At 58.8% G+C, this 14,528-nt stretch carries 15 protein-coding genes; 5 read left to right on the top strand and 10 right to left on the bottom strand.

Annotated elements, in window-relative coordinates; genetic code table 11:
- The first annotated feature begins 92 nt into the window (after window positions 1-92).
- Entirely contained in the window at window positions 93-527 is a 435-nt protein-coding gene (locus WNZ14_RS14640; RefSeq protein WP_342869381.1) for a MarR family transcriptional regulator, read from the top strand.
- Window positions 528-695: 168 nt separating this feature from the next.
- Window positions 696-1,589: a DMT family transporter gene (locus tag WNZ14_RS14635; protein WP_342869380.1), complete on the top strand. Its 894-nt coding sequence runs from the start codon at window positions 696-698 to the stop codon at window positions 1,587-1,589.
- Between the two features lie 32 nt (window positions 1,590-1,621).
- Here WNZ14_RS14635 and WNZ14_RS14630 read toward each other — a convergent pair whose 3' ends face one another.
- Complete coding sequence (locus tag WNZ14_RS14630) at window positions 1,622-3,106, bottom strand: carboxypeptidase M32 (RefSeq protein WP_342869379.1); 1,485 nt, start codon at window positions 3,104-3,106, stop codon at window positions 1,622-1,624.
- Window positions 3,107-3,345: 239 nt separating this feature from the next.
- Here WNZ14_RS14630 and WNZ14_RS14625 point away from each other — a divergent pair, with 239 nt between their 5' ends.
- Both WNZ14_RS14625 and WNZ14_RS14620 read left to right on the top strand, forming a co-directional pair.
- Window positions 3,346-4,281: a hypothetical protein gene (locus WNZ14_RS14625; protein ID WP_342869378.1), complete on the top strand. Its 936-nt coding sequence runs from the start codon at window positions 3,346-3,348 to the stop codon at window positions 4,279-4,281.
- A 240-nt stretch (window positions 4,282-4,521) separates the two neighbouring features.
- Window positions 4,522-5,643, top strand: coding sequence for a CaiB/BaiF CoA-transferase family protein (locus tag WNZ14_RS14620; RefSeq protein ID WP_342869377.1), 1,122 nt, complete (start codon window positions 4,522-4,524; stop codon window positions 5,641-5,643).
- 18 nt (window positions 5,644-5,661) lie between these two features.
- Here WNZ14_RS14620 and WNZ14_RS14615 read toward each other — a convergent pair whose 3' ends face one another.
- From WNZ14_RS14615 to WNZ14_RS14575, 9 genes are all read right to left on the bottom strand, one after another.
- Window positions 5,662-6,180 (bottom strand): YbaK/EbsC family protein, encoded by a 519-nt coding sequence (locus WNZ14_RS14615; protein ID WP_342869376.1) that lies wholly within the window; start codon window positions 6,178-6,180, stop codon window positions 5,662-5,664.
- 2 nt (window positions 6,181-6,182) lie between these two features.
- Window positions 6,183-7,001, bottom strand: a complete 819-nt coding sequence (locus tag WNZ14_RS14610; RefSeq protein ID WP_342869375.1) for an MBL fold metallo-hydrolase — start codon at window positions 6,999-7,001, stop codon at window positions 6,183-6,185.
- Window positions 6,998-7,780: a TatD family hydrolase gene (locus tag WNZ14_RS14605; protein ID WP_342869374.1), complete on the bottom strand. Its 783-nt coding sequence runs from the start codon at window positions 7,778-7,780 to the stop codon at window positions 6,998-7,000. Before WNZ14_RS14605 ends, WNZ14_RS14610 begins: the two co-directional genes overlap by 4 nt.
- Before the next feature lie 5 nt (window positions 7,781-7,785).
- Window positions 7,786-9,330, bottom strand: coding sequence for a methionine--tRNA ligase (metG, locus tag WNZ14_RS14600; protein ID WP_342869373.1), 1,545 nt, complete (start codon window positions 9,328-9,330; stop codon window positions 7,786-7,788).
- Between the two features lie 111 nt (window positions 9,331-9,441).
- Complete coding sequence (locus WNZ14_RS14595; RefSeq protein WP_342869372.1) at window positions 9,442-10,461, bottom strand: DNA polymerase III subunit delta'; 1,020 nt, start codon at window positions 10,459-10,461, stop codon at window positions 9,442-9,444.
- A complete protein-coding gene (gene tmk, locus WNZ14_RS14590; protein WP_342869371.1) occupies window positions 10,458-11,138 on the bottom strand; it encodes a dTMP kinase in 681 nt (226 codons plus the stop codon). Before tmk ends, WNZ14_RS14595 begins: the two co-directional genes overlap by 4 nt.
- Before the next feature lie 125 nt (window positions 11,139-11,263).
- Entirely contained in the window at window positions 11,264-12,421 is a 1,158-nt protein-coding gene (locus WNZ14_RS14585) for a D-alanyl-D-alanine carboxypeptidase family protein (RefSeq protein ID WP_342869370.1), read from the bottom strand.
- A 139-nt stretch (window positions 12,422-12,560) separates the two neighbouring features.
- On the bottom strand, window positions 12,561-13,565 hold the full coding sequence (locus tag WNZ14_RS14580) for a septal ring lytic transglycosylase RlpA family protein (protein ID WP_342869369.1): 1,005 nt from the start codon (window positions 13,563-13,565) through the stop codon (window positions 12,561-12,563).
- 204 nt (window positions 13,566-13,769) lie between these two features.
- Window positions 13,770-14,165, bottom strand: a complete 396-nt coding sequence (locus WNZ14_RS14575; RefSeq protein WP_342869368.1) for a hypothetical protein — start codon at window positions 14,163-14,165, stop codon at window positions 13,770-13,772.
- A gap of 132 nt (window positions 14,166-14,297) precedes the next feature.
- Between WNZ14_RS14575 and WNZ14_RS14570 the strand changes: the two genes are divergently transcribed.
- Window positions 14,298-14,528, top strand: a complete 231-nt coding sequence (locus tag WNZ14_RS14570) for a hypothetical protein (protein ID WP_342869367.1) — start codon at window positions 14,298-14,300, stop codon at window positions 14,526-14,528.

Genomic DNA, 14,528 nt, shown 5'->3' with positions numbered 1-14,528 from the left:
TTCAACGAGTTAAGAGGGAAGGGGCTATTTCTTGATTAACATAGCTTGCTATGTATATTTGCATAGCAAGCTATGTTATGGTAGAAAAACCCATGATGTTCGACAAAACTCGTTCGGCTGGCGCGTTGGCCAGCGAGATTGCCCGGCTTTATGCTGCAGCCTTGCAGCGCGCGCTTGTGCCTCTGGGCCTGTCGCGTGCACAGTTTCTCGCCTTGAGCGAGTTGTGGATTGAGGATGGACTGACCCAGCGCGACCTGGCCGAACGCCTCGGCGTCGAGCAGGCCACCATGGCCAACACGCTTGCCCGTATGGAGCGCGACCATCTGGTCGAGCGAAGGGCAAATCCAGATGATGGGCGCTCACAGCAGGTATGGCTGACAGACGCAGCGCGAGGGCTGCAGGCGTCGACCGTAAGCGCGGCGGTGGAAGCCAATGATCTGGTTGCAGCCGGCCTTCCGATGGCTGAACGGGAGTTGTTTTTCAGCATGTTGGGGAGAGTGGTTTCAAACCTGCGCGACAGCCGCTGACCCTGATGGAGTTGGGCGGTTCCGGTTGGGCGTTTCGGGTTGTCCGGCGTCCCGGAGGCTCATTCGGGCGAAGAAAAGGTTTCGCGGTCGCGACAAACCGGATAGGTGAGGCGAATTGGCAGTTCGCCACAGAATCTCTCTCTCTCCAGCCCACCGGGATCACCCAACATGGACAATATGCGCGGCATTATGCTGATGGTACTCGGAATGGCCGGATTTGCCGCCGAGGACATGTTCATCAAGCTGGCTGCGTCGGTCTTGCCGGTCGGTGAAATCCTACTGGTTCTCGGCTTTGTCGGCGCGCTGATCTTCGCGATCTATGCCCGCGTGAACGGCACCAGCGTGGTCTCGAAAGGGTTCTTCCATCCCGCAGTGGTATTGAGAAACCTGTCTGAAATGCTGGGCGGCCTCTGCTTCGTCATGGCGCTGAGCTTGATTCCGCTGGCAACTGCCACAACCATCCTTCAGGCAACGCCGTTGCTGGTGACGATGGGCGCAGCACTTGTGCTCGGCGAAGCGGTCGGCTGGCGGCGCTGGACAGCCATTCTGGTCGGCTTTGGCGGCGTGCTGCTTGTCATTCGCCCGGGTTTTGAAGGGTTCGAGCCGGAGGTGCTCTGGGCAGTCGCCGGTGTGCTCGGTCTTGGCGTTCGTGATCTCGCCAGCCGGAAAGTGCCCAAGACCATAACTTCGCTGCAGCTGTCCGCCTGGGGCTTCTTTTCAGTCGGCGTATCGGGTGTGGTGGTTATGGCCATAACCGGCGAGGCGGTGGTCCCGAGCGAGCGGGAGGTCCTGTATCTGGCGGGCGCATTGTCCGTTGGCGTGCTTGCCTACTGGGCGCTGACCGAAGCCACACGCATTGGCGAGATTTCCGTGGTGACGCCGTTCCGCTATTCGCGACTGGTGTTCTCCACGATTGTTGGCATTCTGGTGTTTGCCGAGTTTCCGGATGGCTACACGCTCGCCGGCGCCTGCATCATCATCGCAACCGGGCTCTACACCATCATGCGCGAACGCAAGCGCCGCCGCCAGGAAGCGGCACTTGCTGCCCAGGCAGTTGTTTAAAGGGCAGGGGAACGCCCTCGCCCTTCAGCCGTTTACTGCCCGTAACGAGCTTCCAGATGGGCGATGAAAAAGGCCGGGTCGAGCGCTTCGCCGGTGGCCTGGCGCAGGATCTCGGGCGTTGAGGCGGTAGACGCCTTTGACCAGATATTGTCGCGCCGCCAGCCATTGACCTGATCAAAATCGCCGGACGCGATCTGAGCGTCGACGTCGGGATTGATCTTGAGGATCGTGGCCCACTGCTGCGCCGCCATCAGTGCGCCGAGCGTGTAGGACGGGAAATAGCCAAATGATCCCGCTGGCCAGTGAACATCCTGCATTGGGCCATTCTTCGGATCGTCGATGGTCGAAATGCCGAGCGAATCCTGCATTTTGGCATCCCAGGCTTCCGGAATGTCTTTCACCTCAACACGGCCCGAAAGCAGATCCTGTTCGAGCTCATAGCGCATGATCACATGCAGCGGGTAGGTGACCTCGTCGGCATCAACCCGGATCTTGCCGCGCTTGACCTGATGCACGTGCGGAAGCAGGTCCTCCATGGTCCAGGCCTCGTTCAGATGCGCCTCGACCATCGGCAGGGCGAAGCGCCAGAAGGCCGGGTTGCGGCCAATCTGCTTTTCGACAAACAGGCTCTGGCTTTCGTGCATCGACATGCCACGCGCCTTGCCGGACGGCCAATGGGCCCATTCTTTCGGCAGGTTCTGCTCATAAAGCCCGTGCCCGGTCTCGTGCAGGATTCCCATCAGCGCCGACAGGAATTCATCCGTGCGGTATCGCGTCGTCATCCGCACGTCGCTCGGCACACCGCCGCAGAAAGGGTGGTCGGAGACCGAGAGACTGCCATGGTTCATGTCAAACCCCACGGCCTTCATCATCTCGATGCCAAGCGCCTTCTGCCGTTCCACCGGATAGTCGCCCGACAGCGCCTTGAGCGGCCGCTTGGCCAGCCGTTGCTCTTGAACTTGCAGCGCCTTGGGCAGGAAATCCACCAGAAACGCCTTGAGCTCGGCAAAGACCGGCGTGATGTCGGCCGTGCGATTGCCCGGATCGAACTGTTCCATCAGCGCATCATAGGGCGCGAGCCCGAGCACTTCGGCGCGCATCGCGGCTTCCTCGCGCATCATCGACACCACGCCTTCAAGTGCCGGCTCAAAGGCCTTCCAGTCGCCCTTGGGACGGGCAGCGCGCCACAATTGCTCCGAGCGCATGCTGGTGCGCATTTTCCGCTCGACAAAATCAGATGGCAGGCAGGTCATGTTGATGTAGCTGCGCTCAAGTTCGCCAAGCGCGATTTTCTGATCCGGCTCAAGCGCTTCGGTCTTCGCTGCTTCGATCCAGTCGCGCACATGGTCGTCGGTCGCCTGACGGTGGTACATGCCCGATAGCGTCGCCATCGCCTCCGCGCGGCTCTCGCCGCCACCAGGCGCCATGTTCACGGCCTCGTCGGTGCCCAGAATGGCAAGTGCGTGCTCCAGCGCACCCAGAGCGTGGCAATGGGCATCGAGCTTGGCGTAGGACATGGCGGAACTCCGGTGTTTGGGATTGCCCATGGGATAGGCCAAGCTCCCATAACCCGCAAGCGCAAAGCGCAAACCGTCTTGCCTTGGTTTTGCAATGCTACCGGTAGACTGCCAGCGTTCTGCTGAAGCTGGACCGAGATTCATCCGCTTGCCAAATACAAAATGCATAATTTTGGTGAATCGACAGGTTCGAGCAAGGCTGCGAGCCGATGGTTGGAATCATTTAACAGGAGACAAGCATGAATATCGAGGGCATTAGCCATTCGAATATTCGGACGATAAGCCGGACGGGGACTGTAAAGGACTCCGCGCCGACGATTCATGCTTATGCGATTCAATCCTATCAGGACCTCGGGCCGGCAAGCGTCAGCGAAACAGCTGGAACCTATGATACCTTTGGAAAGGTAACGCCGACCGCTGCAAGTTTTGCCGTCGCTGCGCCCAATGGCTATGACATTTATATGCCGGTTCGACCGGGTTATTCATCCACCAACCTGGCACTTGCGGTAACAGACCCATCGGCGGAGCCTTTTTCTTCGGGCAAGACCAAGTCCGAAGTGGTGTATGCCGCTCGCAAGGCCGTTGACGCCAGGCACATCAGGATGGCCGAAAGCGGCGAACCGTTTCGTCCGAAAACCAATGAGGCGGTAGACTGGTATACCGTGTTTGGTGATCTTGACCGGCGCGCGCTGAACGCCATCCAGACGGATGAATCGAGCTTCTTTTCCAGCGTGGAAAGAGAGATCGCGCATTCGATCATGAGTCAGCAGCAATCTCTTGCCATGGGGCTGTATCACGGGCCGACACGCCTGGCAGGAACATTTGCCGACATGGAAGACATTGATCCCTCAGACCATATGGCTGTGGGGAAGGCGGGTGCGCTATGGCTCGACCAGGTCAGCGTCGAGGAAAAGACCACGTCATCTGAATGGATGGAACAACGCGCCGCTGCCCAGTACCTTTATGAAAGCGGCGCCAAGCAAGCGGGCGTCAAGTCCGAGGACCTGTCCTCGGGCTATAAGTTCGTCGATATGTTGTTGCAGGCCTACAGGGAACTTGAACAACTCGGCGATGGCCATGAGCTGAATTATCTGCCGTCGTACCAGAAGGCATGGCAGCTGTTTGTGGATCAGGTGCCGGCAGAGCAGTCCACATCGACAACGCTGTTTTTCTGATAGAGCACGCGGTGCCAGCTTCATACATACAAAGATCGCATAAGATGGATTATGGAACTGAAGGGTAATGAGGTCCGGATATCTGGCACCTGACGAAGCTGATCAGAATCAATCGTTGGCGTCGGTTCCTTCTGTGCCTGATGAGATCAGGCAGACTGTTTGTCGCATCAACTGTGCATCTGCCGAGTGAAACAGCAAACAGAATCTGATTTAGTCCCGCTTGGGATGAGGACGCAGCCAATGTGTTGCGTGACATGCGAGGACAACATGCTCGAAGGTTTGCGGATCATTGAGATCGAAGGTCTGGGGCCGGCGCCATTTGCGTGCATGCTGCTCGCCGATCTCGGTGCGGATGTGATTGTTGTTCATCGCAAGAATGGCCGACCGGCACCTGGCATGCCCGAGCGCTCGCTGATCGATCGTGGCAAGCGCTCAATCGAATTCGATCTCAAATCAGCCGATGATGTTGCGGTGCTCAAGCGCCTGGTGAGCAAATCAGAAGCGCTTGTGGAAGGTTTCCGACCGGGTGTCATGGAGCGGCTTGGTCTTGGTCCGGACGATCTCTCAGCGGTCAATCCGGATCTGATCTATGGCCGCATGACCGGCTGGGGTCAGACTGGACCGAGGGCTCAAACCGCAGGTCATGATCTCAATTACGTGTCGCTGTCAGGTGCTGCCTGGTATGCGAGCAACAACGGTGAACCACCATTCACGCCGCCAACCCTTGTCGGCGATATCGGTGGCGGCGCTCTCTATCTGGTCACAGGCATTCTGGCGGGCGTGATGGCTGCGCGCGCCGGTCGTGGCGGCACGGTGGTCGATGCGGCGATCGTCGACGGCTCGGCTCACATGATGAACCTGCTGATGGCGCTGAAGCAGACCGGCGGATTGTCGATGGCGCGCGGCCAGAGCCTGCTTGACGGTCCGCACTGGAGCCGCTGCTACGTCTGTGCAGACGGACTCTACATCTCGGTTCAGTGCCTGGAGCCCAAATTCTATGCCGAATTCCTTTTGCGCCTTGGGCTTGCGGAAGATACTGATTTCGCAGCGCAATTTGATGCTGCGGAATGGCCGCGCCAGACGGCGTTGATGGCAGGCATCTTTGCCAGACACAAGCGTGCGCATTGGAAGGAGGTGTTCAAAGGGTCGGATGCCTGCGTGGCCCCTACCCTTAACCCGATGGAATCGATGGCTGAACCGCATATGGCTGCACGGGGCGTCTGGCAGACTATTGATGGCGTGCTGCAGGCCGCAGCCGCGCCACGGTTTTCGACCGAACCATATTCCGGCACAGTCAGCATTCCGGCCCGCGGCGAACATACGGACGCTGTTCTGAACTGGCTGGCAGATGAAAGCGACTAAAAGCTTACCTAGTCGGGTTCAGACCGGTGCGCGCACATCAATCAGTTCAGCGTTGATGGCTGAGGCCAGGGCCTGTGGATCGACGCTGAAGACGCTGTCCGGCCTGCCGGCAGCAGCCCAGACTTCGGCATGATCGAGCAGCGTCCGGTCCATATAGACAGTGATTGGGCTCAGATGCCCGATCGGCGCTACGCCACCAATGGCAAATCCGGTTTCGTCACGCACCCGGCGGACGTCGCAGCGGGCAAACGACAGGCCGTAATGCTCTGATATATAATCCATATCTGCGTTGTGAGCGCCCGAAACCAGCATTAGGTTGAGGTGTTTGCTGGCAAGGTTCTCAAACACCAGGGATTTGACGATCTGGCTGACATCACAGCCCGCAGCGTCGGCTGCTTCCTGCGCTGTGCGGGTCGATTGCGCCATTTTCAGGATGCGGATCTTGAGGCCTGCCTCATCTGCTGCACGCGCAACCCGCGCCATGCTCGAGCCTTCAGGGATCAGATCCGGGGTCATTTCAATCGCGGTTTCGCTCATGCTCACACCTCGAATTCGATGGTCAGTCCGTCATAGCCCGGCTCGACATGATCCGGCGTTTCTTGAAGCACGGTCTCGTAGTCGAGCGGCACATGCATATGGGTCAGGATTGCGCGTTTCGGGTCTAGCTTGTCGATCCACCAAAGCGCTTGATCAATCGACAGATGGCTTGGATGCGGCTTGTATTGCAGCGAGTCGATGATCAGGACATCGAGACCCTGCAGTCTCTCCACGGTGGCGCGGGGAAAATCGCTGACATCACAACAATAGGCAAGGTCGCCAATACGGTAGCCGAGCGAGCGGATCGAGCCGTGGGCCTGATCAAGTGGCTGAAACTCTAACGTCCCGCCTTCGCCTGTGATGCGGATCGACTCGTCGAGCGAGTTGATCAGGATCGGCCTGATGATCGGCGGATAGTCGCTTCCGGCCGGTGTTTCCAGGCAATAGCCGAAGCCTGCGCGAATGCGGGCCATGGTTTCCGGATCGGCATGGATCGGAATCTGCTGACGTTGAGACAGGGCGAAACCGCGCAGATCATCAATTCCGTGCACATGATCGGCATGTGAATGGGTGTAAAGCACCGCATCGACCTTGTGCACCTTGTTGGCGATCATCTGTTCGCGGAAATCTGGACCGGTGTCGATAACAACCGTGGTTTCGCCGCCATCAGGCCCAAACTGGCGGATCATGAACGAAGCACGGGTGCGCCGGTTCTTGGGATTTGCAGGATCGCATGCACCCCAGTCGCCATTGACCCGAGGCACGCCCGGTGATGAGGCGCAGCCGAGAACCGTGAACTGGCGGCGGACCGGCGCCGTCACAGCTGCGGCATCTTTGCGAAGCAGCGAAACGCGTTCTCGGTCGTGATCCTGGCAATCTCATCATAGGAGACGCCCTTGACCTCGGCCAGAACTTCCGCCGTGTTGACCACATAGGATGGCTCGTTACGTTTGCCGCGCCAGCGCTTGGGCGCGAGATAGGGCGCATCTGTTTCCACCAGCAACCGGTCCATCGGCACGGTCTTGGCGATGTCGCGCAGTTCGGTCGATTTGGGGAAGGTCAGGATACCCGAGAACGAAACATAGCCACCGAGCGCCACACCGGCGTCGGCCAATGCCTGTCCCGACGAGAAGCAGTGCAGGATGAAAGGGAAAGCCCCCTTCCCTGTTTCCTCGGTAAGGATGGCTGCCATATCCTCGTCAGCGCTGCGGCTGTGAATGACCAGCGGCAGCTGTGTGCGCCGTGCAGCCTCTATGTGACGCCGAAAGCCGGTCTTCTGGTCTTCGGGCTTCTGCGTGTCATAGAAGTAATCGAGACCCGCTTCGCCTATGGCGACAACCTTGCCGTTGGCTTCGGCGAGTTGCACCAGCTCGTCCGCCGTTACATCCAGCTCTTTATCGGCATTGTTGGGGTGCGTTCCAACCGAACAGAACACACTCGGATAGCGCTCCGTGAGCTTGAGCAGCCCGTCGAGTTTCCTGACCCGCGTCGAGATCGTCACCATCTGCTTGACGCCCGAAGCATGCGCGCGCGCCACCAGCTCGTCGCGCTCCGCGTCGAAATCGGCAAAATCCAGATGGCAATGGCTATCAATCAACATACGCTTCAAGCCTCTTCAGGCGCGACATAGCGCGGGAATACTGGCGTGGGCTTGTCGATCGGCGTGCCAGCCAGCAGTCGGCCGGTTTCACCAAGTGCCGTGAAATCGCGGCTGTCCGCAGGGACCGCGAGCAAATCCAGCAACTTGCTCGCTGATTCCGGCATGAAGGGTTGCAACAGGATCGAAAGCTGGCGCACGGTTTCGGCCGTGACATAGAGCACGGTTTCCATCCGCGCCGGATCGGTCTTTTTCAGCGCCCAGGGTTCCTGGCCGGCGAAATAACGGTCGCTATCGGCCACAACGTCGATGATTGCTGCCAAAGCCTTGTGAATCTGGAAATTCGCCATCTCTGCCCGCGCGCTGTCGATCACCTTGTCGATTGTATGGAGAAGCGCCTTGTCCTCATCAGTCAGCGACCCGCATTCAGGCATCTTGCCATCGCAGTTCTTGTTGATCATCGACAGGGATCGGCTGGCTAAGTTGCCGATGCCATTGGCGAGATCGGAGTTGATCCGGATGGCAATCGATTCAGGGCTGTAGCTGCCATCCTGTCCGAACGGCACTTCGCGCATGAAGAAATAGCGCACCTGATCAAGCCCGTAGGCATCGATCAGCGCGAACGGATCGACGACATTGCCGATCGATTTGGACATCTTCTCGCCCTTGACCAGCAGAAAGCCGTGGGCAAACACCTTGGCCGGAAGAGCCAGACCGGCAGACATCAGGAAGGCCGGCCAGTAGACGGCGTGGAAGCGGACAATGTCCTTGCCGATCATGTGGATGGCGGGCCAGTAGTTCCATTTGTCCGCGGTCTCGTCGGGAAAGCCTGCGGCAGTGATGTAGTTGGTCAGCGCATCAACCCAGACATACATGACATGCTTGTCGTTGCCGGGAACCGGCACACCCCAGTCAAAGGTCGTGCGTGAAATCGAGAGGTCCCTCAGACCGGACTTGACGAAGCTCGCCACCTCATTGCGCCGCTCGGTCGGAGCAACGAAGTCGGGATTGCTCTCGTAAAGCTCTAGAAGCTTGTCGCCATAGGCGGAAAGGCGGAAATAATAGCTTTCTTCCTCCACCCATTCGACCGGCGAGCCGAGCGGCTCGCGGCGCACGCCATCTTCGCCGAGCGTGGTTTCACCCTCATCAAAATAGGCTTCCTGGCGAACCGAATACCAGCCACCGTAATTGCCCAGATAGATGTCGCCATTGGCTTCCATCCGGCGCCAAAGTTCCTGAACCGAAAGCTTGTGACGCTCCTCGGTGGTGCGGATGAAATCATCATTGGAGCAATTGAGCCGGACCAGCATGTCGCGGAAGACGGCCGAGTTCTTGTCAGCCAGTTCGATCGGAGTAATGCCCTCCTTCTCGGCTGTCTGCTGCATCTTCTGGCCATGCTCGTCGGTGCCGGACAGGAAGAACACATCCTTGCCATCCAGCCGCTGGAACCGCGCCATGACATCCGTTGCGATCGCCGTGTAGGCGTGGCCGATATGCGGAACCCCGTTGGGATAGAAGATCGGGGTGGTGATGTAATAACGCTCGGTGCTCATGATAGCCTTCGAATTCCATGTCCGGGTCTGGATCGACACTTGGGACCCTACGCGCCGTCGTCATATGCGATAAAGCCGACGGATGCCATGCCCAGTGCTAGCCGAAACGTCCTAGCCGAAAAAGATGGAAAATACATGCAGGACAGTCTGCTTGCGATCAAGGTTGTAGGCTGCCGCCGTGGCAAAATGCTCAACCAGCGTGGTCGACATCCGGGCCAGACGGTCCGCTTCCGCCAGATCGCCGGCGGAGCCTGCCTCCCTCGCCATCTGTTGAACCCGGTCGACGGCAAAGCCGGTGAAGAAGTCGTAAGCCACGTCGCGGTCTCGCCCGGCAAGCGTTTCCGCAAGTTTGTAGATCGGCTCGCGGTCGTTGAGGTTGCCGCGCTCGAGTATATCGACAAAGGCCTCGGCGATGTCGACGCCGCCATAATTTCTCAAAAGAAGCGCCCGCGCGACGCTGCCTTCGCTCAGCCGTATGATCGCATCGGCTTCCCCGGGAGCTGCGCCCAGATGCCCAAGCGCGCTGTCGAGATCCGGCGGCGAGAGCGGTTGCAGCTTCAGCGACAGACAGCGCGAGCGAATGGTCGGCAACAGCCGACCCGGCGTGTGCGAAAGCACCAGAAACAGCGAGCGTTTCGGAGGCTCTTCAAGGATTTTCAGGATGGCGTTTGCGGCATTGCGGTTGAGATCATCGGCCGGATCGATGATTGCCACCCGCCAGTTGCCGGTGCCTGAGGTCTGTCCGAAGAACTTGCCTGCCCGGCGGACCTCGTCAACCGTGATGACGGATTTCACCTTGCCGGTCTTTTCGTCCACCGGACGCGAAAGATGCAGCACATTGTGCGAGGCGCCGCTGGAAATCTGACGGCCGACCGGGTCATCAAGATCAGGATCGGCGATATGGTCCGGTGCTTTCAGTGGATCGGGATGGGTCAGCACATGGTGCGCAAACCGGTAGGCCAGCGTGGCCTTGCCGATGCCTTCCGCCCCTTCGATCAGGATCGCATGATGCATCCGGCCCGACCGGTAGGCATTGGCCAGGAATGCTTGTGCGGTATCATGGCCGTAAAGCGCCGTGTTGCGCTCTGGCGAGATTGCGCCCTCAAGCAAGCCGGGCTGTTCTCCATTCATGCCTTTTGGCCTTTGGCCGGCTTGTCGGTCTCGCCGTCATGCAGGATTGGTTCCACTGCGGCAAGGATCGCCAGCGCCACCGCGTCTGCCGACTGGTTGGCGTCGATGAGCTTGCAGCGGCCTGGTTCGGATCGAGTCAGGTCGATGAAGGCCTCGCGGCGCTTCTCGTGCGTCGAGACTTCTTCCTTCTCGAACCGATCGGGAGCGACATTCTTGCCCTCGCGCGCTTTCGCCCGTCGCAGGCCCACGGCAGCTGGCAGATCAAGCACCAGCGTCAGGTCCGGGACCATCCCGTTGATCGCGATGCGTTCAAGGTTCTGGATGAATTGCGGCTCGAGATTTCCGGTGACGCCCTGGTAGACGCGGCTTGAATCCATGAACCGGTCACACAGGATGATGGTCCCTTCGGCAACCGCGGGACGGATCACTTCCTCGATATGGTCACTGCGGGCTGCCGCAAAAAGCATGGCTTCCATGCGCACGCCAAATTCTTCCGCAGCACCTGACAACAGCACGTGCCGAACCGCCTCCGCACCGAGCGAACCGCCGGGTTCACGCGTGACCAGTACATCGTGGCCACGCCGCCTGAGCACATTCGCCAGCCGGTGGATCTGTGTCGACTTGCCGACACCCTCCCCGCCTTCAAATGTAATGAATCGCCCTGTGCTGTTCGTCACGTTTCAATTTCCCTGGCGCCGCAGGCAGTCAATGCGCACGGAACATAATAATGAGGTGACCGGCAGTTTCCGGTTCACCCGTGTCTAAAGCAAATCACATCAGAAATGAACGCTTGCGGCCGTTGTTACAGCCAGAATTGCGCAAGTTCGATCAACGCATCAAGCGCCTGGGTGTGCAACGGTCCCTTGTCCACGGCTTCCATTGCGAAAAGCGGCGTCTCCTGTGAGAGTGTTTCGCCAATATACACCTTGAGGACCCCGACCTGGGCACCGGCCTCGATGGGCGCACGCAGCGGCCACTGGTAGGTGATTCGCGCTGTCAGCCGGTCCGGATTGGTTATCGGCAGCAGGATATTGACCGCATCCTTCGCTCTGACGATGGCACTGTCAGCACCACCATAGACACTTACCTCGCCGATGGTTTCGTCCTTGGCAAACAAGGTCTTGCGCTCAAATGCGCGAATGCCCCATTCCAGCATCTTGCGCGATTCCTCGGCGCGTTCCTGTTCGGTCTCCATTCCGCTCATTGCCAGAAACAGCCGCCGCCCATCCCGCTTGATCGAGGAAACGATCCCGTAGCCGGATCCCTCGGTGAAACCGGTTTTCAGCCCGTCGACGCCGATATCCAGCCCCAGAAGCGGATTGCGGTTGCGCTGCCGGATGTTGTTCCAGGTGAATTCCGGCTGCGAGTAGTACCGGTAAAACTCGGGATAGGTGGACTGGATGTGGCGGGCGAGTGTCACCAGATCCTTCATGGTCACCTTGGAATCAGGATGCGGCAGACCGTTGGAATTGCCGAACACGGACTTGGTCAGGCCGATCTCACGGGCACGCTCTGTCATCAACCGGGCGAAATTCTCTTCAGAGCCCGCCATGCCTTCGGCAATGATGATGCAGCCGTCATTGGCTGATTGCACGATCACGCCCTGGATGAGGTCTTCAAGCCTGATGGAGGATTTGAGCTCCGCGAACATCGTCGAGGTGCGCGACATCGCACCACCTGTCCGCCACGCGTTCTCCGAAACCTGGAACGTATCCTCAAGCGTCAGCCTGCCGGTGTGAATGGCGTTGAACACCACTTCCATGGTCATCAGTTTCGCAAGAGAAGCCGGCGGCACCAATTCGTCTTCATTCTTGGCAAACAGCACCGTGCCGGTCTCGGCATCAATGAGATAGGCCTGCTTGGCGCGCGTTTCGAAAAGTTGTGCGAGCGCAGGCGTAACCGAGCCGCTAATCAGCAGCGCCAGAACGAGAAACAGGCGGGCGAAGGCCGATCGGGTCATTGAAAGCATCCATCGACGGAGAAAACCGCGTATGGACCAAACCTAGCAATCAAGCAGTTTCGGATCAATGGCTTGGGAAGATTGAACTTTGCCGCAGGCTTCAACAGCAGCCAAAACGAGGGGTCTCGCAGAGCTGAGTTCAACGATCCTTGGCAGAAGTGCCGAGAACCACATCAAACGGATTCTTCGACAAGGTCACCCGCCCACCCCAGAAGGCCATCCCGAGATTTCGCATTCCGGTGTCTTCATTTGCGGCCATTGGCACACCGAAAGAAGGCCGGTCGGGAAGCACGGGCCCGACGTCAGGCAGTGCGAAACCGGCAGGGATATCGAGCGGTGAGCTGGCAAAGGCGCTCGCCGTGCTCGATTGAAATACAGGCGCTGAAACTGCCGCCAGAGCTGCCGGCGGAGCCATCGTGGCCGGGGCCGAATTGACACCCGGAAGCGCTGCACCGACCGTATTCATTGCCATCATCACGCCTGTGGCAATGACGCCGCCCGCAGGCGCGTCTGATCCACCCGGCTGGTAGCTCGCCATCAGGTAACGCGTGTCGTCACCCTCGGTGGGTGCCCGACCGACATATTGCACACGCACGGCGGCGACGCCCTCGTGCTTCATGTCGAGCAGTTCAGCAGCCTGGTTGGAAAGATCGATGATCCGGCCATGGGCAAAAGGACCGCGGTCATTAACCCGGACGATTACCGAATTGCCATTCTTCTTGTTGGTCACCCGGGCATAGCTCGGCAACGGGAAGGTCGGATGTGCTGCGGAAAGATGGAACTGGTCGTAGATCTCGCCATTGGCTGTCAGGCGGCCATGGAAATTGGGACCATACCAGGAGGCAAGCCCGGCCTTGTCGTAACCGGGATCTTCTTTCGGCGTGTACCATTTGCCGCGAACCCGGTAGGGCTTTCCAACCATCGCGCGCCCACCACCCTTTTGGGGACGCTTGGCGGTCGTCATGCGCGGGCTGGCGGCGACACCGTATTCGGAAGCCGAAAACTTCGTTTTCGTGTTGATGTGCGAGCCTGCGGATTTACCCTTGGACCCGGACGTAGAGCTGCATCCGGCGAGCCCTGTTGCCAGCGCCGCAAGAATCACCACGCCGGCCGCTGTACGCAGCCCTGCCCCGGTTCGTTGCATAAGTCCGTGTCCCACACCGCTTCTCGATATTCTGGCGGTCGCCAATATGGCCTGGCAGTATGTCCCCTGCAAAGCCGTTCCCTTCGATCAATGCGTTTGATCTCCTAATCGAAGGTTTAGATCGCCGGGCAAGATGGCGAAATTGCGATTACCTGCCTGATCAGTGCAGTCAATGTGGTCGACGTGGTGAATAATCCGTAAATATCAGCCCTCGATCCGGGCCTTGCCGCTCCGTCCGTCATCACGGACCCAATCCAGAGACCGCTCGCCAGTCTTCTTGATCTTGAAGCAGGTTGCCTTCCCGTCATACCAGGTCGGCCATTGCTGGCACAGGTTCGTACCCTTTACCCACCACTTGCCGCTTTCCTTGGGAGCGAGAAACTTTCCAAGCCCCAACGCTGATCCGTCACCGGTCACAACGCCGGACCGCTTGTAGTTGAGCGGAAATTCACCGCCGAAAGGGGTTGCGAGATAAACCCTTTTGCCGGATACGAACTGCTTAAGGTCGCCGCCAGCGAGTTGCTCCGCTACAGCTGAAACAGGAGCAATAGATACCGCGACTGCAGCCAAGGTGCCAAGAATGTTTGCTTTACCGAGCATTTTGGATCTCCAGATGAATTTGAGTAGGTGATACGCTCGAAAGGCCCAATTGGTTTCAGCAGCCTGAAAAAAACTTTCGCAAGCGCGAATCAGGCCGCAGTCTGCAATTGATGCAACTGGAGACCGATTAGCATGAAAACAGCTCTTCTTCTTGTCTCTGGCGCGCTTATTTTCGGGGTGACATTCGCTGGATGGTATTGGCTTAACGCCTTCGGTTGCGGAATGAACACAACCGGTTGCAGCGGTTTCAGCTTGAACTGGGAAGACTGGGAGGCGCTGCAGCTCTTCGTGCCAACCTTTGTGCTCGGGTTGGCGCTGATGATTGCAGGTGGGTGGCGGCTCCTCGCGCGTTACCGATCCTGA

Origin of the sequence: Hoeflea sp. AS60 (assembly GCF_038900115.1) — a bacterium.
In the GTDB taxonomy this organism is placed as follows: domain Bacteria; phylum Pseudomonadota; class Alphaproteobacteria; order Rhizobiales; family Rhizobiaceae; genus Hoeflea.
The sequence above is the reverse complement of the archived record's forward strand: the minus strand, read 5'-3'. Positions and strand labels throughout refer to the sequence as shown.

What these genes read in the sequence shown, in the direction of transcription:
- WNZ14_RS14640 (WP_342869381.1), top strand. Translation starts at nt 93, where the DNA reads ATGATGTTCGACAAAACTCGTTCGGCTGGCGCGTTGGCCAGCGAGATT.
- WNZ14_RS14635 (WP_342869380.1), top strand. Translation starts at nt 696, where the DNA reads ATGGACAATATGCGCGGCATTATGCTGATGGTACTCGGAATGGCCGGA.
- WNZ14_RS14630 (WP_342869379.1), bottom strand. Translation starts at nt 3,106, where the DNA reads ATGTCCTACGCCAAGCTCGATGCCCATTGCCACGCTCTGGGTGCGCTG.
- WNZ14_RS14625 (WP_342869378.1), top strand. Translation starts at nt 3,346, where the DNA reads ATGAATATCGAGGGCATTAGCCATTCGAATATTCGGACGATAAGCCGG.
- WNZ14_RS14620 (WP_342869377.1), top strand. Translation starts at nt 4,522, where the DNA reads ATGTGTTGCGTGACATGCGAGGACAACATGCTCGAAGGTTTGCGGATC.
- WNZ14_RS14615 (WP_342869376.1), bottom strand. Translation starts at nt 6,180, where the DNA reads ATGAGCGAAACCGCGATTGAAATGACCCCGGATCTGATCCCTGAAGGC.
- WNZ14_RS14605 (WP_342869374.1), bottom strand. Translation starts at nt 7,780, where the DNA reads ATGTTGATTGATAGCCATTGCCATCTGGATTTTGCCGATTTCGACGCG.
- metG (WP_342869373.1), bottom strand. Translation starts at nt 9,330, where the DNA reads ATGAGCACCGAGCGTTATTACATCACCACCCCGATCTTCTATCCCAAC.
- WNZ14_RS14595 (WP_342869372.1), bottom strand. Translation starts at nt 10,461, where the DNA reads ATGAATGGAGAACAGCCCGGCTTGCTTGAGGGCGCAATCTCGCCAGAG.
- WNZ14_RS14585 (WP_342869370.1), bottom strand. Translation starts at nt 12,421, where the DNA reads ATGACCCGATCGGCCTTCGCCCGCCTGTTTCTCGTTCTGGCGCTGCTG.
- WNZ14_RS14580 (WP_342869369.1), bottom strand. Translation starts at nt 13,565, where the DNA reads ATGCAACGAACCGGGGCAGGGCTGCGTACAGCGGCCGGCGTGGTGATT.
- WNZ14_RS14575 (WP_342869368.1), bottom strand. Translation starts at nt 14,165, where the DNA reads ATGCTCGGTAAAGCAAACATTCTTGGCACCTTGGCTGCAGTCGCGGTA.
- WNZ14_RS14570 (WP_342869367.1), top strand. Translation starts at nt 14,298, where the DNA reads ATGAAAACAGCTCTTCTTCTTGTCTCTGGCGCGCTTATTTTCGGGGTG.